The following is a 21,733-nucleotide window of genomic DNA, read 5'->3' on the forward strand; positions in this document are numbered from 1 at the left end:
CCAGAGCGCTCTAGCTATTTGATGAGCTCTCGTCGTAACCTCAGGCCATGCCCGTCATTGTCCAGCTGCTGACCACCCTTCTTCTCTTGTGCCTGAGCATGACTGCCCGGGCCGAGAAGTTGCGCATTGTCACCGAACCCTGGGCGCCGTATGTCTACGAAGAGAACGGCAAGATGCTGGGCCTGGACTACGAAACCACGGCCATCGTGTTCAAGCGCCTGGGTATCGACGTGGAATGGCAGTTCCTGCCGTGGAAGCGCTGCCTGGTGATGCTGGAGCAGGGGTTGGCGGACGGTGCGCTGGACATTTTCCACAGCGATGAGCGCGATGCCATGCTGCTTTACCCCAGCGAACCGCTGTCGGACGTGGAGTTTGTGATGTTCTACGCCAATGCCCGGCCCCATCCGTTTCGCACGCTCGATGACCTGGGCGGCCTGACCATCGGCACCTCACCCGGTTATCTCTACAGCCAGGCCTTCAGTGAGTCGACCCTGTTCACCCGGGAAACAGCGCCGACCCACGAAGCCAATTTCGGAAAGCTGCAGCTGGGACGCATCGACCTGCTCATCACCGACCGCAGGGTGGGCCGACATGTGCTCGAACAAATGCAGTTGGGCGACCAGATCACCGAAAACCCGATGGTCGTGAGCCGTCAAAGCCAATACCTGGCGGTGCGGCGCAACGCCGGGATGGATTTGCTGGTGCAACGCTTCAGTGCCGAACTCAAGCGTTTCAAGCGCGAACCCGCCTATGCCGAACTGAGCGCCCGCTACGGCGCCGGCCCAGTGGCCGAGGTCATCTCGCCCGGGCCGGGTCAACGTTGAAATAAACCGTTGAGCAGCAGGAAAGCGGCGCACGGCGTTTGCTCTGTTATACTCCGGCCTTCCCGCCAGGCTCACGCCCGGACGCCCGGCCTTGCAAAAGGCATCCCGACACCGCTACAGCGCCGCCTACGGCCCGCGCGAGCCTTGTCCGGATCCGCCTTCTTGGCCCGGCAGGACCGGACGGGATGACGTCTTCTTGTTGAACGTCATTCGCGCCAGGCAAGACTATCCCATTGGGCCAGGCCCTCACTAAAACAGGATTACTCATGTCCTTTGCTTCCCTCGGTCTCTCCGAGGCTTTAGTCGGCGCCATCGAAGCCGCCGGCTATACCCAGCCTACCCCGGTGCAACAGCGGGCCATTCCCGCCGTGTTGCAAGGTCGCGACCTGATGGTCGCGGCGCAGACAGGTACTGGTAAAACCGGCGGTTTCGCCCTTCCGATCCTGGAGCGGTTGTTCCCCAACGGTCACCCAGACAAATCCCAGCGTCATGGCCCGCGCCAACCGCGCGTACTGGTCCTGACCCCAACCCGCGAACTGGCAGCCCAGGTACACGAGAGCTTCAAGGTCTACGCTCGCGACCTGAAGTTCGTCAGCGCCTGCATTTTTGGCGGTGTCGGTATGAACCCCCAGGTCCAGGCCATGTCCCGTGGCGTCGATGTACTGGTTGCCTGCCCCGGTCGCCTGCTGGACCTGGCCGGCCAGGGCAGCGTCGATTTGTCCCACGTGGAAATCCTCGTGCTGGACGAAGCCGACCGCATGCTCGACATGGGCTTTGTCCATGACGTGAAGAAAGTCCTCGCTCGCCTGCCCGCCAAGCGTCAGAACCTGCTGTTTTCGGCGACGTTCTCCAAGGACATCACCGACCTGGCTGGCAAGCTGCTGCACAACCCGGAGCGCATCGAAGTCACGCCTCCGAACACCACGGTCGAGCGCATCGAGCAACGGGTTTTCCGCCTGCCGGCCAGCCACAAGCGTGCCCTGCTGGCGCACCTGATTACCGCCGGTGCCTGGGAACAGGTCCTGGTGTTCACCCGCACCAAGCACGGCGCCAACCGCCTGGCCGAGTACCTGGACAAGCACGGCCTGCCGGCTGTGGCAATCCACGGTAACAAGAGCCAGAACGCCCGCACCAAGGCCCTCGCCGACTTCAAGGCCGGCGAAGTGCGCATCCTGGTGGCCACCGACATCGCGGCCCGTGGCCTGGACATCGACCAGTTGCCTCACGTGGTCAACTTCGAGCTGCCAAACGTCGATGAAGACTACGTGCACCGTATCGGCCGTACCGGCCGGGCCGGTCGTTCGGGCGAAGCGATCTCGTTGGTCGCACCGGACGAAGAAAAGCTGCTCAAAAGCATCGAGCGCATGACCAAGCAGAAAATTGCCGACGGCGACCTGATGGGCTTCGATGCCAGCACCATCGAGGCCGAGAAGCCTGAAGTGCGCGAACGTCCGGACGTGCGCAATCCGCGCAATGCCCGTGGCCCACGCGGCGACGGTCCGAATGGCGGCGGTGGTGGCGGTGGCCGCAAGGACAAAGGCAAGGACAAGGGCAAGGAAAAACCGGCCAGCAATAGCAATGGCCGTGGCGAACGCCCAGCCCGCGAGCAGAAGCCTCGCGAAGGCACGCCAGCTCGTGAACAGCAGCGTCCAGCCCCACGCGCCGCAGCCGATCGTGCCCCGGACGAGTTCCTGGACGACGATATCGATAACTTCGGTAACCGCGTCGACTACGTGCCACAGCAGAAACCGGCCCAGGGCCGTGGTCGCCGCCCGGGTGCCCCGGCACAGGGTGCAGCTGCAGGCGCGCCGCGCAGCGGCCAGCCACAAGGTCGCCAGAATGGGCCGCGCAACAGCAACGGCTCGTCCACCGGTACGCCACCGGCCAAGCGCAGCGGCCCACGCAACGGTGCCCCGCGTGACGGTCAGGCCCGTCGCGACGACACCCGCCCGCGCCGTCCGGCCCGTGACGACCAGCCTCGCCAGGAACCCGCCGTGCAGAACCCGCGCAGCAACCAGCCGAAGATCGTGCACAAGGAATCGAAAGCCGATCGCTTCCCGACGCCTGAACAGCTGGATCAACTGCCAAGCCGCCCACGGGGCGAAAAACCGGCATTGCTGACACGCAATCGCTGAGTTTTTCCAAGCCTTGAAAAATGCCCCAGGTCTCGCGACCTGGGGCATTTTTTTGGCCCAACACAATTCCAAATGTGGGAGCGAGCTTGCTCGCGATAGCGGTATGTCAGTCAACATCAAGTCGACCGGTAAGACGCCATCGCGAGCAAGCTCGCTCCCACAGGGTTCTCCGTGTTGCCCGAATCCGGGTAATAAAAAACGCCCCTGATCGCAAGACCAGAGGCGTTTTTTGTCAGGCGCGAAGGTTACTTCGCTTTGACACCTTCAAACGAGATGTACAGCTCAACGGCGTCGGATTGTGGCCCCAGGTCCATCATCTTGCCGAAGTCGGAACGCTTGATGCTGGTGGTGCCCTCGAAGCCAGCACGGTAGCCGCCCCATGGATCCTTGCCTTCGCCCAGGAACGTGGCCTTGACCACGATTGGCTTGGTCACGCCGTGCAGCGTCAGGTCACCCGTCACGTCTGCAGTGTCTTTGCCATCAGCGTTCTTGCCGGTGGACTTGACGCTGGTGGACACGAACTTGGCATCGGCAAACTTGCCTACGTCCAGGAAGTCCTTGCTGGCGATGTGCTTGTCGCGCTCGGCGTGGTTGGTGAACACGCTGGCGGTACGTACGTTGAACTCGATCTTGCTGGCCTCAGGCTTGGCGGCGTCAAAGCTGAACTTGCCGTCGATGTCCTTGAAGGTACCGGTAATGTAGCTATAGCCCAGGTGGCTGATCTTGAAGTCGACGAAGGCGTGCTGGCCTTCCTTGTCAACTACGTAGTCAGCAGCCATGGCCTGGCCGGCCGACAGCAGGGCAGAACCGATTGCCAGGGCGGCGAGCGTCTTTTTCAACATGCTTTCTATTCCTTTGGAGTCGAGGTTGAACATCAGGCTTGGCGCCCCAGCATTCGCTTGAGGGTCGCGTCACGGTCGATAAAGTGGTGTTTCAATGCTGCCAACGCATGAAGGCCGGAGAAAATTACCAACGCCCACGCCAGGTAGAGGTGAATCTGGCCAGCGACGTCTGCCTGATCGGGCAGTCCGGACACCAGCGCGGGTACTTCAAACAAACCAAACACCGGGATCCCGACACCGTCTGCGGTGGAAATCAGGTAACCGGCAATCATCACGGCGAACAACCCGAGATACAGTGCGCTATGACCGAGCTTGGCACCGGCGCGGGTCAGGCGGCCATAGGTCGGCAGGGTCGGTGGCGGCGGGCTGACAACGCGCCAGATCACCCGCAGCAACATGACCGCCAGCAGCATCAGGCCAATGCTCTTGTGCAGGTCCGGTGCGTCTTTGCGCCAGGTGCTGTAGTAATCCAGGCCAACCATCCACAGGCCCAGGGCGAACAACCCGTACACCACCAGCGCAACGCCCCAGTGCACAGCGATACTGACCCAGCCATAGCGAGAAGAAGAGTTGCGTAGCTGCATTGCTCATTTCCTGTAAAAACTGCGATCAAGACTAGCGAGTTATCTATCGATTTAAAGCGGAAAATTTCGCTTTGAAATATCGAGAAATACGATCATCAGTCTGGAAGGGGTGGGTTAAGGAAAGATTAAAACCGATACAAGGCGTTATATCAGGAAGGGCCTCATCGCGAGCAAGCGCGCTCCCACACTGGCCGAGCGCAATCCCTGCGGGAGCGAGCTTGCTCGCGATAGCGGTTCTACAGGCAAAAAAAAGCGCGGCTGACACGCCGCGCTTTTTTCTATCACCAAGCCTTACTGAGCCTTGGTCTCAGTCGCCGCCGGTGTTGTCGCTGCCGGCTTGGCCGCCGGTTTCTTCGCCGGAGTGGCTTTCTTCACTGGCGCTTTTTTAGCCGGAGCCTTGGCGGCTGGTTTTTTCGCCGCTGGTTTGGCCGCTGCTTTCTTGGCTGGCTCAACCTTCGCCGGGGCTGGTGCAGGTGGTTCCACCGGTGCCGGCGCAGGAGCGGGTGCAGGCACTGGAGCAGGCGCTACCGGTTCCGGTGCCTTGACCGGCTCTGGCTTCTTGTCATCATCCGAGCCACCAAACAGGTTGGTGAAGAAGTTGCCCTTCTTCGCCGCTACCGCACCCGCCGCTGCTGCCGTTGCAACTGGTGCGACCTTGGCCGGCTCGAACGACTTGCCCGCCGCCAGGTCTTCAACCTGGCTGGCGGCCCGTTGACCGCTGCGCAGCGCGCCTTCAAGGGTGCCGGGATACAGGGTGTCGGTGTGTTCACCGGCAAAGGCTACGCGCTGCAATGGCTTTTCCCACAGGCGCCAGTACTTGCTGATCTGGCCCGGGCCAAAGGCCAGGTACGCACCGCCCATGGACGGGTCGGTGCTGTAGCGGCGGATTTCGTAGCCGGTGAACGCGCCACGGGCCTGTGGATAAAACGCGTGCAGACGGATCAGCACCTGATCGACCATCTGCTTGTCGCCGAAGGCCTGCATCACCCGGGCGTTGTCGCCGGACAGGTTGATGACTACGTTGGCACCGCCCTTCAAGGCCGGTTCGATCCACATCATGCCCAGGCCGGCATTGCTGTAGATCTCACCCGACATGCGCGCCTTGCTGTCCCAGACCGGGGTCTTGAACTTGAGCATGATCTGGTCGCGCCAGCCGTAGTTGGTGCCCTTGATCGCGCCTTGGTGCTGGGCGTCCAGGGCCGGGGTCAACTGGATCTTGTTCAGCGCCCGCAGCGGCACCGCCAGCACCACGTAGTCAGCCTGATAGCCAACGGCGCCAACCTTGACAGTCACCCCGTCCTTGTCCTGGGAGATGGCCGACACGGGCGAATTGGTCTTGATGGTTTTCAGTTGCTTGACGAACGCCTGGGCCAGGACCGGGCTACCGCCGAGCAGGCGCGAGGCCCGCAGGTCGCGGTCGGACACGCCGCGATAGACGCGATTCTGCTGGGCGAAATACAGCAGCGACAGACGCGAAGGTTCGTCATAACGGGTGCGAATCTCCTGGTTCACCAACTGCCGCGCCGTGGCCGGCAGTTGCAGACGGTCGAGCCAGTTGGACACAGTGATCTGGTCCAGCGCGTGCAGTGTGCTGGTCGCCGCCGGGTTCTGCGGGTCTTCGATGGAGCGCGCCAGGTCGTCCAGGGTGGTTTCGTAGCGCTTGAGGGCTTCGGCGGTGGCCGGCTGTTTGGTCGCCAGGTCCGCGGCGGTGAAGTAAGTGCCGTCGATCAGATAGCTGGGGGTACGCACGAACTCCGGCGCCGGCGTGGTGCTCAGCTTGAAGGTGGAGACGTACTTGTTCAGCACCGGCTGGGTCTTCTCGTTGCCGATCCACTCGCTGGTGGCCATGCCCGAACGACCGCCCAGGTCCGGCTTGGCTTCCAGCAACGTCACGAGCCAGCCTTTGTTCTGCAACTCATAGGCCGCCGTGAGCCCCGCCAGGCCGCCGCCGATGACGATGGCCGTCGGTTGTTTGTCCTTGGCCAGCGCCGAAACGCTGAACAGCCCTATCATCACCAGCGCACAGGCGCGCAGCCAACCAGCAGACATTCAACGAACTCCGGATTAAAACGTAGGAAATTTCAGTTTTCGAGCCAGGCGGCTCTCGGTTTTTCGAGCCAGTCGGCTCAGGGAACGGCGAAGAATACGTCAGCCATCAAAACGCCGCCAGCGACGTCTATCGCCTCGTTCAAAGTAGTGGGAATGACACAATGGGTTGTCCGCGGGGCCGCCATTGCATAGGCTTGCGCGATTGTTTTGCCCGCGCCCGCCGCGAGCCGCCTCGAGGAGACTGTAAATGGGCCTGAATAACCAGTGGATGCAACGCGACCTCGCGGTGCTATGGCATCCCTGCACCCAGATGAAAGACCACGAACAGCTGCCGCTGATCCCCATCAAGCGCGGTGAAGGCGTGTGGCTGGAAGATTTCGAAGGCAAGCGCTATCTCGATGCCGTCAGCTCCTGGTGGGTCAACGTGTTCGGCCACGCCAACCCGCGCATCAACCAGCGCATCAAGGACCAGGTCGATCAGTTGGAGCATGTGATTCTCGCCGGCTTCAGTCACCAGCCGGTGATCGAGCTGTCCGAGCGCCTGGTGAAGATGACGCCCGAAGGCCTGACCCGGTGCTTCTACGCCGATAACGGCTCGTCCTGCATCGAAGTGGCGATGAAGATGAGCTTCCATTACTGGATCAATCGCGGCCGGCCGGACAAGAAGCGCTTCGTCACCCTGAGCAACAGTTACCACGGCGAAACCATCGCGGCGATGTCGGTGGGCGATGTGCCGTTGTTCACTGAAACCTACAAGGCCTTGTTGCTGGACACGATCAAGGTGCCGAGCCCCGACTGCTACCACCGCCCCGAAGGCATGGGCTGGGAAGAACATTCACGCAACATGTTCGCAGCCATGGAACAGACCCTGGCCGAGCACCACGACACGGTGGCGGCAGTGATCGTCGAACCGCTGATCCAGGGCGCCGGCGGCATGCGCATGTACCATCCGGTGTACCTGAAGTTGTTGCGCGAGGCCTGCGACCGCTATGGCGTGCACCTGATCCACGACGAAATCGCCGTCGGCTTTGGCCGTACCGGGACGATGTTCGCCTGTGAGCAGGCCGGCATCACGCCGGATTTCCTCTGCCTGTCCAAGGCCCTGACCGGCGGTTACCTGCCGCTGGCCGCGTGCGTGACCACCGACGAGGTCTACAGCGCGTTCTACGACGACTACCCGACCCTGCGCGCCTTCCTGCATTCCCACAGCTACACCGGCAACCCACTGGCCTGCGCGGCGGCCCTGGCGACGCTGGACATCTTCGAAGAAGACAACGTCATCGAAAACAACAAGGCCCTGGCCCAACGCATGGCGAGCGCCACCGCGCACCTGGCCGACCACCCGAACGTCGCCGAAGTGCGCCAGACCGGCATGGTGCTGGCGATCGAGATGGTCAAGGACAAAGCCAGCAAAACCGCTTATCCGTGGCAGGAACGGCGCGGCCTGAGTGTGTTCCAGCATGCCTTGGAGCGTGGTGCCTTGCTGCGGCCGCTGGGCAGCGTGGTGTATTTCCTGCCGCCGTACGTCATCACCCCGGAGCAGATCGACTTCCTGGCCGAAGTGGCCAGCGAAGGCATCGACATCGCCACCCGGGACAAGGTCAGCGTGGCGGTGCCGAAGGACTTCCACCCGGGTTATCGCGACCCGGGCTGAGCCCTGAACTTCTCGTTCCCACACTCTGCGTGGGAATGCATCCCGTGACGCTCCGCGTCACATCCACAGCGGACGCAGAGCGTCCATGGCGGCATTCCCACGCAGAGCGTGGGAACGATCGAGAGAACAAAACATGAGACTGTCCCGCTTCTTCATCGACGCGCCCCTGAGCCTCGGCGACCACGAACTGCCTGAAGCCCAGGCCCACTACATCGGCCGTGTGCTGCGCATGGCCGAGGGCGATGCGGTGCAGGTGTTCGATGGCTCGGGCCAGGAGTTTCGCGGCACCCTGGCCGAGGTCGGCAAGAAACGCGTGCGGGTGCAATTGGACGAGCAGTTCGCCGGACAACCTGAATCACCACTGCGCATTCACCTCGGCCAAGGCCTGTCCCGAGGCGAGCGCATGGATTGGGCGATCCAGAAAGCCACGGAGCTGGGGGTCAGTGAGATCACGCCGATTTTCAGCGAGCGCTGCGAAGTGCGCCTCAAGGACGAGCGCGCCGACAAGCGCCTGCTGCACTGGCGCCAGGTGGCAATCAGCGCCTGCGAGCAATGCGGGCGCTCGAGCGTGCCGGTCATCCACCCGCCCCTGCTGCTGGCTGACTGGCTGAAACAGACCGAGGCCGAGCTGAGGCTGGTGCTGCATCCGGTGGCCGAGCCGCTGGTCAGCCATGACAAACCGTCGACATTGGCGTTCCTGATTGGTCCTGAAGGCGGTTTGTCGGACGCCGAAGTCGAACAGGCCAAGACCGCCGGCTACCACGCCGCCCGCCTCGGCCCTCGCGTGCTGCGCACTGAAACCGCGCCAGTAGTGGCGCTGGCAGTGGCGCAGCAGTTGTGGGGGGATTTCTAGAGTCGAATATAGAACCCATGTGGGAACGAGCTTGCTCGCGATAGCAGTGGGTCATTCAACATCGATGCTGACTGATCCGGCGCTATCGCGAGCACGCTCGCTCCCACAGGCCTACTGCACCGGCTCGCTGGTCGGCTTGGCAATGATCGCCTTCAACTCGCTGGTCATCGGGAATTCCAGGTTCAGGCCCTTGGGTGGAATCGGTTTCTGGAACCAACGGTCATAAATGTCGTTGATCTCCCCCGACTTGTACAAATCAGCCAGGGTCGCATTGACCAGCGCCAGGAATTGCGGGTCGTCCTTGCGCACCATGCAGCTGTAGATTTCCCGTGATTGCTCTTGCCCCACCACCACCCATTTGTGCGGGTCGCGGGCCTTGGCCCGTTCACCGTATAGCAACGCATCGTCCATGTAGAACGCCGCCGCCCGACCTGTCTCGAGCATCTGGAAGGATTCGCCGTGGTCCTTGGCGCTGATGATGAACATCTCGGCGTTGTTGTCCTGGTTGTAGCTTTTCAGGAAGCGTTCGTTGGTGGTGCCGGCGGTGGTGACCACGTTCTTGCCGCGCAGGTCGGCGAAGCTGTGGATGCCACTGTCCTTGGCCGTCAGCAACTGGCCCTTCACATAGATGAAACCGTAGGAAAACGCCACTTGCTTCTGCCGCTCGGCCGTCACCCCGGTAGAGCCGCACTCCAGGTCCACGGTGCCGTTCTGCACCAGTGGAATGCGGGTCTGGGACGTGACCAGGTTGTACTTCACGTCCAGTTGCGGCAACGCCAGCTGGGTCTTGATCCGCTCGACAATCTTGCCCGCCAGTTCCACCGAGTAACCCATCGGCTGGCCGCTGCTGTCACCGACGTAGGAAAACGGTACCGAAGCGTCGCGATAGCCCAGGGTAATGCTGCGGGTGCTGGCGATCTTGCCCAGTGTGCCGGCTGGGGGTGCTTCATTGGCATGGGCCTGGACGCTTAACAACAGGCTCAGGGTGCAGCCGATCAACGTGATTTTTTGCATTGTTATTCTCCGTTGGGTGGGTCAGGCGGCGCGGGGCGTCAGGCCCTGCAAGTCGATGGAAGGCGTGTGCTGGCCGATCAGCTCGCTGAGCAAGCGAGCGCTGCCACACGCCAGGGTAAAGCCCAAGGCCCCATGGCCGAGGTTGAGCCACAGGTTACGGTAGCCGGTGGCGCCGATCAGCGGCACGCCGCTGGGGGTCGCCGGGCGCATGCCGGCCCATTCGACGGCGCGCGAGTAATCCCCACCTTGGGGGAAGGTTTCCAGGGCCTGGCGCTTGATCAGGGCCAGGCGCTTGGGGTCCGGCGTCGGGTCGAAACCGACGATGTCCACCATCGCCGCAACGCGCAGCTGTTCGCCGATGCGCGCGTAGACGACCTTGCGGTCATAGTCGGTGATGCTCAACTGCGGTGCCCGATGCTGTGGGCCAATGGGCACGGTCAAGCTGTAGCCCTTGAGCGGATACAGCGGCATCCGCACCCCGGGCAATGCAAGCGCCGCGCTGCGATGGCCGGCGGCAATCACCAGTTGCTCCACCGGCAGCCGCTGACCGCCCAGCACAATGGCCTGCACCGCACCGTCGACGTGTTCGATGCCGCTGACCGGGTGCCCCAACAGGAACTCGCAGCGCCCCGAAGCTCGCAAACGTGCCGCCAATTGCTGGCAGAAGGCATGGCAATCGGCGACCTCCTCAGCCGGCGTGTAGACCCCGCCCACGTACGGCACGCCGGCCAGGGCCGGTTCCAGGTTCGCGCACTCGATGGGGCCAAGCACCTGCTGGTGGGCACTGTCCAGCAACCCCTGCCGCGCACGCTGGAAATGCCTCGCGTCGCGAAACGTCACTAGCTTGCCGTTGCGCCGCCAGTTGAAACCGTCGAGGCGGTCTTGCTCGCGCCAGTCCTGCAAAGTCGCCTGGCTCAACAGCGCCAGGCGCAACAGGTGGGCGCCGTTACGCCGGTTGACCGAGGTCCGGCAGGCGCCGATGAACGCGGCCATCCAGCGCCACTGCGCCGGGTCCAGGCGCGGTCGCAATTTGAGCGGCGAATCACCGCGCAGCATCCATCCCAGCGCCTGCCAGGGCACCCCGGCGTCCGCCAGCGGGGTGACGTAGCGATAGGACAACTGGCCACCGTTGGCGAAACTGGTCTCGCTGCCCAAGGTCTCCCGGGCCTCCACCAGCGTCACGTCGACGCCGTCGCGCACCAGCGCATAAGCCGTCGCCAGCCCGACCACGCCACCACCGATGATGCAAACCCGCTGTGCCATGTCCATCTCACATCCGTTTTCAGTGGCTTGAGGTTAGGGCCAGGTGACAGGCCTCGAACAATGAATAAAGATGGACTCCCTATAAACAAAGGTTATGGGCTCGCCATGCGTCTTCGCCATATCGAGATATTCCAGGCCATCCGCCAGGCCGGCTCCATCAGCGGTGCGGCCCAACTGCTGCATGTTTCGCAACCGGCGGTGACCAAAGTGTTGCAGCATGCCGAGCAGCAATTGGGGTTTGCGTTGTTTCTGCGGGTGCGTGGCAAGTTGCAGGCCACGCCTGAGGCGCTGGAGCTTGAGCGCGAAGTCGATAAGGTCAGCGAGAGCCTGCAAGGTGTCCGGCGCCTTGCCCAGAGCCTGCGGCGCGAGCCGGGCCACAGCCTGCGGATCGGCGCGACACCGGCCCTGGCCCTGTCGCTGCTGCCTGCGGCGGTTCATCAATGGACACAGCGTTATCCGGACATCGCCTGCGAATTGTCCAGCGCCCACAGCCGCGAACTGGTGCAGAACCTGTTGATGCGCGAAATCGACGTCGCCCTGACCCTGCAACCGCCCGATCATCCGGGACTCAAGGCCCAGGCCCTGGCCAGCGGTGTGCTGGTGGCCCTGGCGCCGAGCGGGCATTGGACCGACGCACAGGTGGGCCGGCCGATGCCCTTGCAGGCACTGGCCGGTGCACCGTTGATCGGCCTGTCCAGCGCCGACCCGCTGTCGGCCAGGCTGGACGGCTATCTCAAGGCCGTGGAACCGCCGCCGCGTATCAGCATCGCCGTACAGACGTATTCATTGGCCCGGGCCATGGTCGAGTCCGGTGCCGGGCTGGCGGTGATCGACCCGTTCACTGCCCTCGGTGCCTCGAACACCCGCACGGCCATCCGGCCGTTGTCGCCACCGCTGCCCATTTCCCTGTATGCCGTGACCCGGGCCAACGAGGCGCCGGTGCACACCCTCGGCGCGTTGCTGGACATTTTCGCCAGCCAGGCCCAGGCGCAACTGGATCACCTGTTCGCGGTGGCGGAACGTCGTTAGAGCACGTAGAGCAGGATCGCCACGAAGTGCAGCAAGCTGCCGGCGATCACAAACAGGTGCCAGATCCCGTGGGCGTGGCGCAGCCGGTGGTCGAGGGCGAAAAATATGATGCCCACGGTGTACAACACGCCGCCCGAGGCCAGCCAGGCAAATCCGGTGCTGCCCAGGGCCGCCAGCAGCGGCTTGACCGCCACCAGCACGATCCAGCCCATCACGGCGTAGATGACGATCGACAGGATCCGCGCTTCGGAACGCGGCTTGATCTCCTGCAGGATCCCGATCAGCGCCAGCCCCCAGACGATCCCGAACAAGGTCCAGCCCCACGGCCCGCGCAGGGTCACCAGGCAAAACGGCGTATAGCTGCCGGCGATCAGCAGGTAGATCGAAAAGTGATCGACCTTCTGCATGATGGCTTTTTTGCGACCGCGCACGCTGTGGTAAACCGTCGAAGCGCTGTACAGCACCAGCAGGGTGAACCCGTAGATCGCCACGCTGACGATCTTCCACGGATCGCCCGCCATCCCGGCAATCACCAGCAACCACACCGCCCCGATAAAAGCCGCCACCGCCCCGACCAAGTGCGTCCAGGCGTTGAGTCGTTCCCCGTGATACATCCAGTCCCACCTCACATTCCAGAACAGACGCCAAGGCTCAGGCCTGGCGCGTCAAAGTGCAATGCTTTGCTTGCTGTGGAAGCAAGGCTAATGATCGTTCCCACGCTCCGCGTGGGGAATGCAGCCGGGGACGCTCCGCGTCCCGAAGCGGACGCAGAGCGTCCCTTGAGGCATTTCCACGCAGAGCGTGGGAACGATCTACATCCCAAGACCGATTGGGGCACAATCGGGCAATACGAATAAGAGTCCGCCCCATGCTGATCGACGAAGAATTGACCCTGAAGAAACTCGAGGTGTTCCTGGCCTTCATGCGCACCGGCAACCTGGCGCGGGCGGCGGCCGAGTTGCAGACCAGCAACGTCAGTGTGCACCGGGCCATTCACTCGCTGGAGAGCGCCCTGCGCTGCCCGTTGTTCAAGCACGAAGGCCGCAACCTCACGCCGCTGGAAAGCGCTTATGTGCTGGAAGAACGGGCGCAGAAGCTGATCCAGGACGTGGTCGAAAGCGTACGCCTGACCCGCGAAGCCGCCGGCTTCTCCGCCGAACGCTTCAAGCTCGGCTCGCTGTATTCATTGACGGTCAAGACCGTGCCGCAACTGATCATGGGCCTGAAGATCCGTCGCAGCGAGCTCAATATCGACCTGATCCTGGGTTCTAACATCGACCTGCTGTACAAGCTCAAGAACATGGAGGTGGACGCGATCCTGATCTCCCTGGACGACAGCGTGAACGACCCCGACTGCGAGCATATCGAGCTGTTTTGCGACGACATCTTCCTCGCCACACCGGCCGACTCACCCTTTGCCCAACGCACTGAAGTCGATCTGGCCGAGGTGCGCGACGAGACGTTCATCACCCTGACCCAGGGTTTTGCCACGCACCAGGACGGTATCCGGGTGTTCAAGCAGGCGGGGTTCGAACCGAAGGTGGCGATGCAGGTCAACGACATCTTCACCCTGCTGAGCATGGTCAGCTCCGGGGTGGGCTATGCGTTGTTGCCGGGGCGAATTGCGGCGGTGTATGAAAACCGGGTGAAATTGATCCCGTTGCAGGAAAGGTATCGGCTACAACAGCGCATTGGCGTGGTGTTCCTGAAAGCCAAGGAGCGTGATCCGAATTTGCTGGCGCTGTTGGCCGAGTGTCGGATGTATGCCAATCGCCAGGTTTGACACCGTGTTGCCTTCATCGCGAGCAGGCTCGCTCCCACATTGGATCGGTGTTCACAAATCCCCTGTGGGAGCGAGCCTGCTCGCGATGAGGACAGCCCGTTCAGCGCAAATTCAAAGCCCTACCCCATCAACCCCCGCATGATCAGAAACAACAACGAAGGCCCCAACAAGCACCCAAGCGCCGTATAGAACGCCGCCGTCAGGCAGCCATACGGCACCAGCTTCGGATCGGTGGCCGCCAGCCCGCCGGCCACGCCGCTAGAGGTGCCCATCAAGCCACCGAAAATCACCGCACTGCGTGGATTATTCAGGCCAATCATCGGTGCCACGAACGGCGTCGCCACCATCACCAGGATCGCCTTGATCAACCCGGCGGCAATGGACAGCGCCATCACTTCGGAACTGGCACCAATCGCCGCCCCGGTCACCGGCCCGACGATGTAGGTCACCGCCCCGGCGCCAATGGTGGTCAGGCTCACCGCATCGGTGTAACCGAAAGCCATCGCGACCCCGACGCCAGCAATGAACGACGTACCGACTCCGACAAACAGCGCCAGCACCCCAACGAAACCGGCGCGCTTGAGTTCTTCGATACTCACGCCGAACGCCGTGGCGACGATGGCAAAGTCCCGCAGCATCGCGCCGCCGAGCAAACCAATCCCGGACAGCAGCGGAATGTCCACCACGCCCTTCTGCCCGCCGGTCATTGCCCCGCCAATGTAGGAAAGCACCAGCCCCAGGAGAATGGCGATGGCCGAACCATGCAGGCGACCTTTGGTGAACGTGTTGCTGATCCAGTAGGACACCCACATGGTGATGCCGACAATGGCGAAACCGCTGATCAGGCCGTAGCCGGTGATCACTTTCATCATGGATTCGTACATGGCAATCACCCGACCGTCTTAACGGAAACGTCGGCCTGAGGCCCTTTGTTGCCAATGCGCACCAGCACCGGCACCAACGCAAAGGCAATCACCACCGCCAGGGTTCCGGCCAGGATCGCCATCGGCCCGCCCTTGAGCGCGCCGTAGACGTTTTGCTGCGCCGCCATCGCGACCACAATGGGGATGTAGACCGCGCTCCAGAATTCCACGCCGGCCTCGGATTTGCCCTTGAACAGGCCGCGCTTGCTCAGGTAGCTGCCCAGGCCGATCAACAACAGCATCGCAATGCCGACGCCGCCGACGTTGGCCGGCACGCCGATCAATTTGCCCAGCAGCTCACCGATAAAAATACCCGCCAGGGTACAAAAGGCCAAAAATGCCACACCGTAGATAATCATTGTTGTAGTCCTCAAAGTGCATCGTCGAAGTTGTTGTTTTTGTGCTTCGCCAGCTTGAGTCGGTGGTTTAGGGTTGGCGGTTTCCCTCCTCACGCAACAGCGCCTGCAAGGTGTCGAGCCGGGCGCCGTCGAAAGCCATGACAGTGCCCTGCTCGAACACCCGGCGCGCCAGGGCGGTCAGCACCGCACCGGGCGGCAGTTCGATCTGTAGCCGCACACCGCGTTCGTAAGCGCTTTGCACGGTACCGCGCCAATCCACCACGCGGCACATGTTGAGCGCCAGGTCGTCGCGCAAGGCCTCGGTGTTGATCACCGGTCGCGCGCGGCTACCGCTGAGATAACCCAAGGCTGGTGCTTTCAACGGCACGTCGGCAAATGCCTGGGCCAATGCCCGGGCCGGTGCTTCCAGCAACGGGCAATGGGACGGCACGCTCACCGCCAGCCGACAGGCCTTCCCGGCACCCAGGCTTCGCGCCTGCCTGGCAACGTTATTCATGGCCTCGTCACTGCCGGCGATGACCACCTGATTATCCGCGTTGATGTTGGCCAGGTAGACCGGGGTGCGGTCGCTGTGCACCTGCGCCAGCAACGCTTCCACTGCCGCAAGGTCCAGGCCGATGATCGCGGTCATGCCATAGCCTTGCGGATACGCCCGCTGCATCAATTCGCCCCGCAGGCTGACCAGTCGCAACGCATCCTCGAACCCCAGCGCCCCGGCCACCACCGCCGCTGGATAAGCGCCGATGGACAGTCCCGCCACGTAGTCCGGCGCAGGCGCCTGTTCCAGCAATCGCCGCGACGCTGCCACGCCGGCAATCAACAGGCACAGTTGCACGGCGCGGGTCGATTGCAGCGCCTCGGCACTGTCCAACTGCAAGACGTCCTCACCAAGCACGTCACCCGCCTCGTCGAGGACTTGCGGCGCCAGGCCGTGGAGCATGCCCACGCGCTGCGCACCCTGGCCGGGAAAGACGAAGAGGCTGCTCACGCGACTTGCTCCAATGAAGGCTGCCAAGGATCGTTCACCAGCCGTGCCTGCACATCATCCTTGAGCAGGACACGCCGCGACGAACCCGCCCACTCGCGCAAGGCGACGGCACCGCAGGGCGTTTGCAATTGCATATCCACGGCGCAAACCGAGGCATCCAGTTGCGCCAGCAATTCCCTGGCGTGGAGACGATCGAGAAAATGCGGCACCCGCAGAATCAGATCCAGGTCGCTGCGTTCATGCAACGCCTCGATACTCGTGGCGAGCTCGAACCCGGCGCTGCCACTCACCCCCCAGGCCCAGCCACTGGCATCGAGCTGCGGACGCAGGCGGGACAGCGCTTGCAGGGCTGGCAAGTCGCGAGTCGACGCAACGTGACAAAGGTCTTCCGGCCTGACGCGACGGGAAATCGCAGCAATCGCCATCGACGTTGCATAACGCTGCTCGCGCGAACGCCCGCGCACGCCGACCGCGATTTGACCCGGGGCCGTCAGCGAGCGCCGGACCACCACCGGTTGACCGGCGGCAATCGATTCGAGCACCCATGCCGGCGCACCCGCAGGCACCTGTTCCGGGGTCATCCCCCAGAGCAGGTCATGGGCCAGATATGTATTCACCACTGTGCTCTCAGCAACTGGCGTACGGTGCTGGAAGCCGCGCGATGGGTCGCACCGAGGCGACTGCTCAAGTCGCGAGGCGCAGCGGCCACATCGTTGATCGCCTGTTGCAGGCAATCCGTCACCCGGGCCAGATCAGCCGCCGTCGGTTGCTCGATCTGCTCCGCCGACAAGGTTTCCCACAGCAGACCCAGGCTGGCAAAACTGTCGATGTCATAGGCCATCGGTGGCACGCTGGCGGCCAAGGCCTCAAGCTCTTCGACACTGCGCAGGGTGACTCGCGCCGCCGAGGCCTTGCCCATGGCGTGGACCATCACCCCCGGGTCGCGCAGCGCAATCAGGCGGTTGGCCTGGTAGCCGTGGGCCAGGAACGCCCCGGACATGGCCTTGCCCACCAGCAAACCGATCACCGGATGCCCGGCCAGTCGCGCACGGGCATAGCTGTCCGCCGCACCGGCCAAGGCCTGATGAATGCCCAGGGCTTCTTCACGCCGCCCATAGGCCTGGCTCGGTACATCGACAACGGCGATCAGCGGACGCTTGTTGACTGCATCGCGGTCGGCGTCGATGGCGTCATCCACCGCTTTAGCCAAACCCCAGCCCTCCAGCAAACCGACTTCGCCATTGCGAGCACGGGGAAAACGACTGTCGGGATCAGCCACCACCGCCAGCAGGCGCACGGTTTGCTCGCCCAGCCTGACGTCAGCGACTTTCAACGAAGCCGGCAGGCCTTCCAGCGGTTTGGCGTCGCCAGCCAAGGCCTCGAACCAGCGCAAGCCTCTCAATGAATAGGCACTCATGGGCGTTCTCCCTGATACAACTGGCGAACCGTGGCCGGTTCGATTTGCACTTCAGTGTCCAAGCGGGCCAGGCGTTGCAGGAACAGCTCGGCCTGGCCGCTGCGGTGTTGCGCGGGAACGCCCAGGTGCAGCAACTGGCCGACCTGTTGACGGATCTGCGCCACATCATCGGCGACGTAACGATCCACCAACCCACTGGCGAACCGTTGCTCGCCGCCGGTCAGGCTCCAGATGAACGGCCGGTCGCGGGAGTCGTATTCGTCGATCCCGGCCTCCTGTTCGATCACTTGTGGGCCGTTCAGGCCCAGCCGCGCTTCCTGGGTCACCAGCAGATAACTGCACAGCCCGGCGGCGATGGACATGCCACCAAAACAGCCGACGCTGCCGGCCACCACGCCGACCACCGGTTGGTATTGGCGCAGGTCGACAATCGCCGAATGAATCTCGGCGATCGCCGCCAACCCGAGATTGGCCTCCTGCAAACGCACGCCGCCGGTTTCCAGCAGCAATACGGCACGGGTCGGGATGCCCTTGCGGTTGTCCTCCGCGGCCAGTTCCAGCGCACCGGCAATCTTCGCCCCGCCGACTTCGCCGAGGCTGCCGCCCTGGAACGCGCCTTCGATGGCGGCGATCACCACGGGCAGGCCATCGAGCGTACCCTTGGCGATCATCACGCCGTCATCGCTTTGCGGCACCACGCCCTGGCGCAACAGCCATGGCGACATGATCCGCTGGAACGGGTCGAGCAATTCGCGAAAAGTGCCGTCATCGAGCAAGGCCTTGGCCCGTTGCCGGGCACCGAGTTCGACGAAGCTGTGCTTGTTGAGCAACGCTGCACTGTCAGTCATGGCCGATCTCCTCGAAACCTTGCTCCAGGCGCAAACGCACCACGCCGGGGGTGGCGCCGAAATCGTGGATGTCGATAGACAAGGCCGGCGGTGTCTGGCCGTCGAACATGCGGGCGAACAGGTGCTGCCAGCGTTGTTCACTGCCGTTGACCGAGGTCTGCACCTGGATGGTCAGCTTGCCTGCCAGGCCGGGTTCGATCAGCACTTCCAGGTCGCCCGAGCCGACGCAGCCCACCAGCGCCCGCCCCCGTGGCGGCTGCCCGGCAGGGAATTCAAAGGATAAGGTTTCCATCAGCACACTCCTGGGAAGAGGCCATCGCCGCGCTCGATACGATCGAGGAACAGGCAGGCGGCGAGCAGGTCGGCAGCGCCGCCAGGCGAGGCGTTCAAGGCAATCAGTTGTTGGTCCAGCGCGTGCAATTGGCGACGACCGCCCAGGCTCGCACTGCCACCGGCATCGAGCACCGCCTTGGCGCCCTGTTGCATGGCCTGCAAACCCGGCTCGCCGGCGCGATAGAGCACGCAGGTATCGGCCAGGGTGGTCATGATCGCCAGCAAGGCATCGAGCCGGGCGTTCTGCTCTCCCGCGCCCGCCGCGCGACTGCGCTTGAGTTGCGGCAGGCCCAGGCCAGTCACCGCCGGGAACGCCAGTTGCGCTTCTTCCCGGGCACCGCGTACGCCGTAGCGTTGGGCTACCTGGGCGCCGTGGCTCAAGGGTTGGGGCGCATAGCGGTCGTTGAGCAAGGCCAGGCGGGCAGCGCGTAGAGCGACGGCGCTGGCGGCACTGGATTCAGGTTCCAGCGCCGTTGCAGCGACCAACAGGCCCAAGGCCCAGATCGCACCCCGGTGTGTGTTGACGCCGCCAGTGGTAGCGAGCATCGAGGCTTCCCCCTCACGGCCGATGCGCCCGAGGGCTTCGCGTAGCGGCAAGCCGATCTCGCCACAGTCGAGGGCGGCTTCGGCCATTTCCCTGAACGCCGGCCACAGCGACAGTGCCGAGGCGTGCATCAGGCCCAGGTGCAGGTCGGTGTGGGCGCCATTGCCACGACGATCCACCAAGGCCGGTTTAGGCGAGAGGTCGGCTTCGTCGATCAGCGCGTCCACCGCCATATCCGCCAGGTGCTCGGTCAAGGACAGTTTTTTCGGTTGCAGGTTGAAGGCGTGCATTTACCAGCTCCTGAACTTGGCGGGCGGGTTGTAGAGGCCACCGGACCACTCCACCAGGTCGGCCACGCTCTTGGCCGCGAGCAACTCGCGGGTGGCGTCGGTGCGGCGAATACCGAGGTCTTCGGGCAAGGCGATCAGCCCTTCGCGGCGCATGCGCGCGGTGTCTTTCGGGTCATGGCGCAGGCCAATGGCAGTAACGCCGGCCACCGCAGCAATCATTGCCTGGCGCTCTTCCAGGGAGCGGGCCTTGTACAGGTAGGCGATGCCCTCTTCGGTGAGCAAATGGGTGACGTCGTCGCCGTAGATCATGATCGGCGCCAGGGGCATGCCGGCTTTCTTCGCCACGTCCACCGCGTCGAGGGTTTCGACGAAGGTCGGTTTACCGCCCTCCTGGAACGTCTCGACCATCTGCACCACCAGCTTCCTGCCGCGCTCGAGCAACGGCGCCTCGCCATCGCCGTGGCGCATATCGAGCCAGGCTGGCGTGCCGTGACGACGACCGCGCGGGTCATGGCCCATGTTCGGCGCACCGCCAAAGCCGGCCAAGCGGCCACGGGTCACGGTGGAGGAATGGCCGTCGCCGTCCACTTGCAGGGTGGCGCCGATGAACAGGTCCACCGCGTATTGCCCAGCCAGTTGGCAGACCATGCGGTTGGAGCGCAGCGAGCCGTCGTGGCCGGTGAAGAACACGTCCGGCCGGGCGGCAATATAGTTCTCCATGCCCAGCTCGGTGCCAAAGCAATGCACGCTTTCGACCCAGCCGCTTTCGATGGCCGGGATCAGGGTCGGGTGCGGATTAAGCGTCCAGTTGCGGCAGATCTTGCCCTTCAGGCCAAGGGATTCGCCGTAGGTCGGCAGGATCAATTCAATCGCGGCGGTGTTGAAACCGATGCCGTGATTGAGGGACTGGACGTTGTGTTTTTCGTAGATCCCGCGGATCGCCATCATCGCCATCAGCACATGCACAGGCTTGATATGGCGCGGGTCGCGGGTGAACAGCGGCTCGATGTAGAACGGCTTGTCGGCCACCACCACGAAATCGACCCAGGACGCCGGGATGTCGACTCGCGGCAGGTCGCTGACGTCATCCACCAACTGGTTGACCTGAACAATGACGATACCGTCGCTGAAGGCCGCCGGCTCGATCAGCGCCGGTGTGTCTTCGGTGCTGGGGCCGGTGTAGATATTGCCAGCGCGGTCGGCCATGAAACCGGCCGAGAGCACCACGTTGGGAATCAGGTCCACCACCAGCCGGGCATAGAGTTCGATGTAGGTATGGATCGCGCCGATTTCCAGCAGGCCATCTTCGAGCAACTGGCTGATGCGCAGGCTCTGGGTGCCAGCAAAGGAAAAATCGAGCTTACGGGCAATGCCGCGCTCGAACAGATCCAGGTGTTCGGACCGCCCGACGCTGGGCATGATCATGTGTAAATCGTGCAGCTTCGAAGGGTCGACTTTCGCCAGGGAGCGGGAAAGGAAGTCCGCCTGCTTCTGGTTATTGCCCTCCAGCACCACACGGTCGCCGGGCAGAATCAACGCCTCCAGCGCCGCGACGATCTTGTCGGTGGGCAGCACCACACCGTCGGCAAGCCCCTTCACCAGCCCGAGACGCCGCTGCTTTTCGCTGCGCCGCCGCGTCCAGCGCGAGTCGGGGGATATTGTTGTTGTCATGACCACTCCACGGGTTCGCTGTCGTGGGGCTCACCTTAGGAGTGTTGTGGCGCGGGCATCAATCAAGCTCGACGGCGGATCGTTACGGTTGGAGTAATGGTTGCCGGATTGGTACGAACCTTTGTGGTAGCGAGCAAGCCCGCACACAATTGGATTGGGGTACACCTGCAATCGCAGGTCGGCTGTCAGGCCGCCTCGCGAGCAAGCTTTGCTCCCACAGGTCCTGCTCACACAAATCTGGTTGGGGTACACCCGCAAGAGCCAGGCCGGCTGTCAGGCCGCCTCGCGATGGACGTTGATCTCGGCGCCCCGTTAACCACGCTGGCCGAA

General features: G+C 63.3%; 20 protein-coding genes and 1 pseudogene. 6 read left to right on the forward strand and 15 right to left on the reverse strand.

Features of this window, described 5'->3' with window-relative positions; translation table 11 throughout:
• Window positions 1-47: 47 nt before the first annotated feature.
• A pseudogene (locus KI235_RS28290) lies at window positions 48-829 on the forward strand (transporter substrate-binding domain-containing protein).
• 261 nt (window positions 830-1,090) lie between these two features.
• On the forward strand, window positions 1,091-2,959 hold the full coding sequence (locus tag KI235_RS28295; RefSeq protein WP_003206426.1) for a DEAD/DEAH box helicase: 1,869 nt from the start codon (window positions 1,091-1,093) through the stop codon (window positions 2,957-2,959).
• 245 nt (window positions 2,960-3,204) lie between these two features.
• Here KI235_RS28295 and KI235_RS28300 read toward each other — a convergent pair whose 3' ends face one another.
• From KI235_RS28300 to KI235_RS28310, 3 genes are all read right to left on the reverse strand, one after another.
• Window positions 3,205-3,801, reverse strand: a complete 597-nt coding sequence (locus KI235_RS28300) for a YceI family protein (RefSeq protein WP_003206427.1) — start codon at window positions 3,799-3,801, stop codon at window positions 3,205-3,207.
• A gap of 32 nt (window positions 3,802-3,833) precedes the next feature.
• Window positions 3,834-4,385, reverse strand: coding sequence for a cytochrome b (locus KI235_RS28305; RefSeq protein WP_003206429.1), 552 nt, complete (start codon window positions 4,383-4,385; stop codon window positions 3,834-3,836).
• Between the two features lie 291 nt (window positions 4,386-4,676).
• Window positions 4,677-6,434, reverse strand: a complete 1,758-nt coding sequence (locus KI235_RS28310) for a flavin monoamine oxidase family protein (protein ID WP_003206432.1) — start codon at window positions 6,432-6,434, stop codon at window positions 4,677-4,679.
• Window positions 6,435-6,681: 247 nt separating this feature from the next.
• Here KI235_RS28310 and KI235_RS28315 point away from each other — a divergent pair, with 247 nt between their 5' ends.
• Window positions 6,682-8,088: an adenosylmethionine--8-amino-7-oxononanoate transaminase gene (locus KI235_RS28315; protein ID WP_003206433.1), complete on the forward strand. Its 1,407-nt coding sequence runs from the start codon at window positions 6,682-6,684 to the stop codon at window positions 8,086-8,088.
• 133 nt (window positions 8,089-8,221) lie between these two features.
• A complete protein-coding gene (locus KI235_RS28320) occupies window positions 8,222-8,941 on the forward strand; it encodes a 16S rRNA (uracil(1498)-N(3))-methyltransferase (RefSeq protein ID WP_003206435.1) in 720 nt (239 codons plus the stop codon).
• Window positions 8,942-9,052: 111 nt separating this feature from the next.
• Here the strand turns inward: KI235_RS28320 and KI235_RS28325 are convergent, their stop codons facing one another.
• Window positions 9,053-9,955, reverse strand: a complete 903-nt coding sequence (locus KI235_RS28325; RefSeq protein ID WP_003206437.1) for a transporter substrate-binding domain-containing protein — start codon at window positions 9,953-9,955, stop codon at window positions 9,053-9,055.
• Between the two features lie 21 nt (window positions 9,956-9,976).
• Window positions 9,977-11,218, reverse strand: a complete 1,242-nt coding sequence (locus tag KI235_RS28330; protein WP_028237458.1) for a D-amino acid dehydrogenase — start codon at window positions 11,216-11,218, stop codon at window positions 9,977-9,979.
• Window positions 11,219-11,323: 105 nt separating this feature from the next.
• Here KI235_RS28330 and KI235_RS28335 point away from each other — a divergent pair, with 105 nt between their 5' ends.
• Window positions 11,324-12,247, forward strand: coding sequence for a LysR substrate-binding domain-containing protein (locus KI235_RS28335; protein ID WP_038856106.1), 924 nt, complete (start codon window positions 11,324-11,326; stop codon window positions 12,245-12,247).
• Here KI235_RS28335 and KI235_RS28340 read toward each other — a convergent pair.
• The gene (locus KI235_RS28340) at window positions 12,244-12,861 is read right to left on the reverse strand and encodes a hemolysin III family protein (protein ID WP_003206441.1); all 618 of its coding nucleotides are present in this window, start codon (window positions 12,859-12,861) and stop codon (window positions 12,244-12,246) included. The genes KI235_RS28335 and KI235_RS28340 overlap by 4 nt on opposite strands.
• 254 nt (window positions 12,862-13,115) lie before the next feature.
• Between KI235_RS28340 and KI235_RS28345 the strand changes: the two genes are divergently transcribed.
• Window positions 13,116-14,030, forward strand: a complete 915-nt coding sequence (locus KI235_RS28345; RefSeq protein WP_003206443.1) for a LysR substrate-binding domain-containing protein — start codon at window positions 13,116-13,118, stop codon at window positions 14,028-14,030.
• A 119-nt stretch (window positions 14,031-14,149) separates the two neighbouring features.
• Here KI235_RS28345 and madM read toward each other — a convergent pair whose 3' ends face one another.
• From madM to mdcA, 9 genes are all read right to left on the reverse strand, one after another.
• A complete protein-coding gene (gene madM, locus KI235_RS28350) occupies window positions 14,150-14,914 on the reverse strand; it encodes a malonate transporter subunit MadM (protein WP_003206444.1) in 765 nt (254 codons plus the stop codon).
• 5 nt (window positions 14,915-14,919) lie between these two features.
• On the reverse strand, window positions 14,920-15,312 hold the full coding sequence (gene madL, locus KI235_RS28355; protein WP_013694456.1) for a malonate transporter subunit MadL: 393 nt from the start codon (window positions 15,310-15,312) through the stop codon (window positions 14,920-14,922).
• Window positions 15,313-15,379: 67 nt separating this feature from the next.
• The gene (gene mdcH, locus KI235_RS28360) at window positions 15,380-16,300 is read right to left on the reverse strand and encodes a malonate decarboxylase subunit epsilon (RefSeq protein WP_003206448.1); all 921 of its coding nucleotides are present in this window, start codon (window positions 16,298-16,300) and stop codon (window positions 15,380-15,382) included.
• Window positions 16,297-16,920, reverse strand: a complete 624-nt coding sequence (locus KI235_RS28365; protein ID WP_027912922.1) for a malonate decarboxylase holo-ACP synthase — start codon at window positions 16,918-16,920, stop codon at window positions 16,297-16,299. Before KI235_RS28365 ends, mdcH begins: the two co-directional genes overlap by 4 nt.
• On the reverse strand, window positions 16,914-17,717 hold the full coding sequence (mdcE, locus tag KI235_RS28370; protein ID WP_013694458.1) for a biotin-independent malonate decarboxylase subunit gamma: 804 nt from the start codon (window positions 17,715-17,717) through the stop codon (window positions 16,914-16,916). The genes KI235_RS28365 and mdcE overlap by 7 nt, the downstream gene beginning before the upstream one ends.
• A complete protein-coding gene (locus KI235_RS28375; RefSeq protein ID WP_003206452.1) occupies window positions 17,714-18,565 on the reverse strand; it encodes a biotin-independent malonate decarboxylase subunit beta in 852 nt (283 codons plus the stop codon). The genes mdcE and KI235_RS28375 overlap by 4 nt, the downstream gene beginning before the upstream one ends.
• Window positions 18,558-18,857: a malonate decarboxylase subunit delta gene (locus tag KI235_RS28380; protein WP_003206454.1), complete on the reverse strand. Its 300-nt coding sequence runs from the start codon at window positions 18,855-18,857 to the stop codon at window positions 18,558-18,560. Before KI235_RS28380 ends, KI235_RS28375 begins: the two co-directional genes overlap by 8 nt.
• A complete protein-coding gene (locus tag KI235_RS28385) occupies window positions 18,857-19,732 on the reverse strand; it encodes a triphosphoribosyl-dephospho-CoA synthase (RefSeq protein WP_003206455.1) in 876 nt (291 codons plus the stop codon). The genes KI235_RS28380 and KI235_RS28385 overlap by 1 nt, the downstream gene beginning before the upstream one ends.
• Entirely contained in the window at window positions 19,733-21,403 is a 1,671-nt protein-coding gene (gene mdcA / locus KI235_RS28390) for a malonate decarboxylase subunit alpha (RefSeq protein ID WP_027912921.1), read from the reverse strand.
• Window positions 21,404-21,733: the final 330 nt, after the last annotated feature.

It is taken from the genome of Pseudomonas sp. St386, from assembly GCF_018325865.1.
Taxonomy (GTDB): domain Bacteria; phylum Pseudomonadota; class Gammaproteobacteria; order Pseudomonadales; family Pseudomonadaceae; genus Aquipseudomonas; species Aquipseudomonas brassicacearum.

Bases quoted from the DNA above. Each gene is read 5' to 3' on its own strand.
- KI235_RS28295 (WP_003206426.1), top strand. From the start codon at position 1,091: ATGTCCTTTGCTTCCCTCGGTCTCTCCGAGGCTTTAGTCGGCGCCATC.
- KI235_RS28300 (WP_003206427.1), bottom strand. From the start codon at position 3,801: ATGTTGAAAAAGACGCTCGCCGCCCTGGCAATCGGTTCTGCCCTGCTG.
- KI235_RS28305 (WP_003206429.1), bottom strand. From the start codon at position 4,385: ATGCAGCTACGCAACTCTTCTTCTCGCTATGGCTGGGTCAGTATCGCT.
- KI235_RS28310 (WP_003206432.1), bottom strand. From the start codon at position 6,434: ATGTCTGCTGGTTGGCTGCGCGCCTGTGCGCTGGTGATGATAGGGCTG.
- KI235_RS28315 (WP_003206433.1), top strand. From the start codon at position 6,682: ATGGGCCTGAATAACCAGTGGATGCAACGCGACCTCGCGGTGCTATGG.
- KI235_RS28320 (WP_003206435.1), top strand. From the start codon at position 8,222: ATGAGACTGTCCCGCTTCTTCATCGACGCGCCCCTGAGCCTCGGCGAC.
- KI235_RS28325 (WP_003206437.1), bottom strand. From the start codon at position 9,955: ATGCAAAAAATCACGTTGATCGGCTGCACCCTGAGCCTGTTGTTAAGC.
- KI235_RS28330 (WP_028237458.1), bottom strand. From the start codon at position 11,218: ATGGCACAGCGGGTTTGCATCATCGGTGGTGGCGTGGTCGGGCTGGCG.
- KI235_RS28335 (WP_038856106.1), top strand. From the start codon at position 11,324: ATGCGTCTTCGCCATATCGAGATATTCCAGGCCATCCGCCAGGCCGGC.
- KI235_RS28340 (WP_003206441.1), bottom strand. From the start codon at position 12,861: ATGTATCACGGGGAACGACTCAACGCCTGGACGCACTTGGTCGGGGCG.
- KI235_RS28345 (WP_003206443.1), top strand. From the start codon at position 13,116: ATGCTGATCGACGAAGAATTGACCCTGAAGAAACTCGAGGTGTTCCTG.
- madM (WP_003206444.1), bottom strand. From the start codon at position 14,914: ATGTACGAATCCATGATGAAAGTGATCACCGGCTACGGCCTGATCAGC.
- madL (WP_013694456.1), bottom strand. From the start codon at position 15,312: ATGATTATCTACGGTGTGGCATTTTTGGCCTTTTGTACCCTGGCGGGT.
- mdcE (WP_013694458.1), bottom strand. From the start codon at position 17,717: ATGAGTGCCTATTCATTGAGAGGCTTGCGCTGGTTCGAGGCCTTGGCT.
- KI235_RS28375 (WP_003206452.1), bottom strand. From the start codon at position 18,565: ATGACTGACAGTGCAGCGTTGCTCAACAAGCACAGCTTCGTCGAACTC.
- KI235_RS28380 (WP_003206454.1), bottom strand. From the start codon at position 18,857: ATGGAAACCTTATCCTTTGAATTCCCTGCCGGGCAGCCGCCACGGGGG.
- KI235_RS28385 (WP_003206455.1), bottom strand. From the start codon at position 19,732: ATGCACGCCTTCAACCTGCAACCGAAAAAACTGTCCTTGACCGAGCAC.
- mdcA (WP_027912921.1), bottom strand. From the start codon at position 21,403: ATGACAACAACAATATCCCCCGACTCGCGCTGGACGCGGCGGCGCAGC.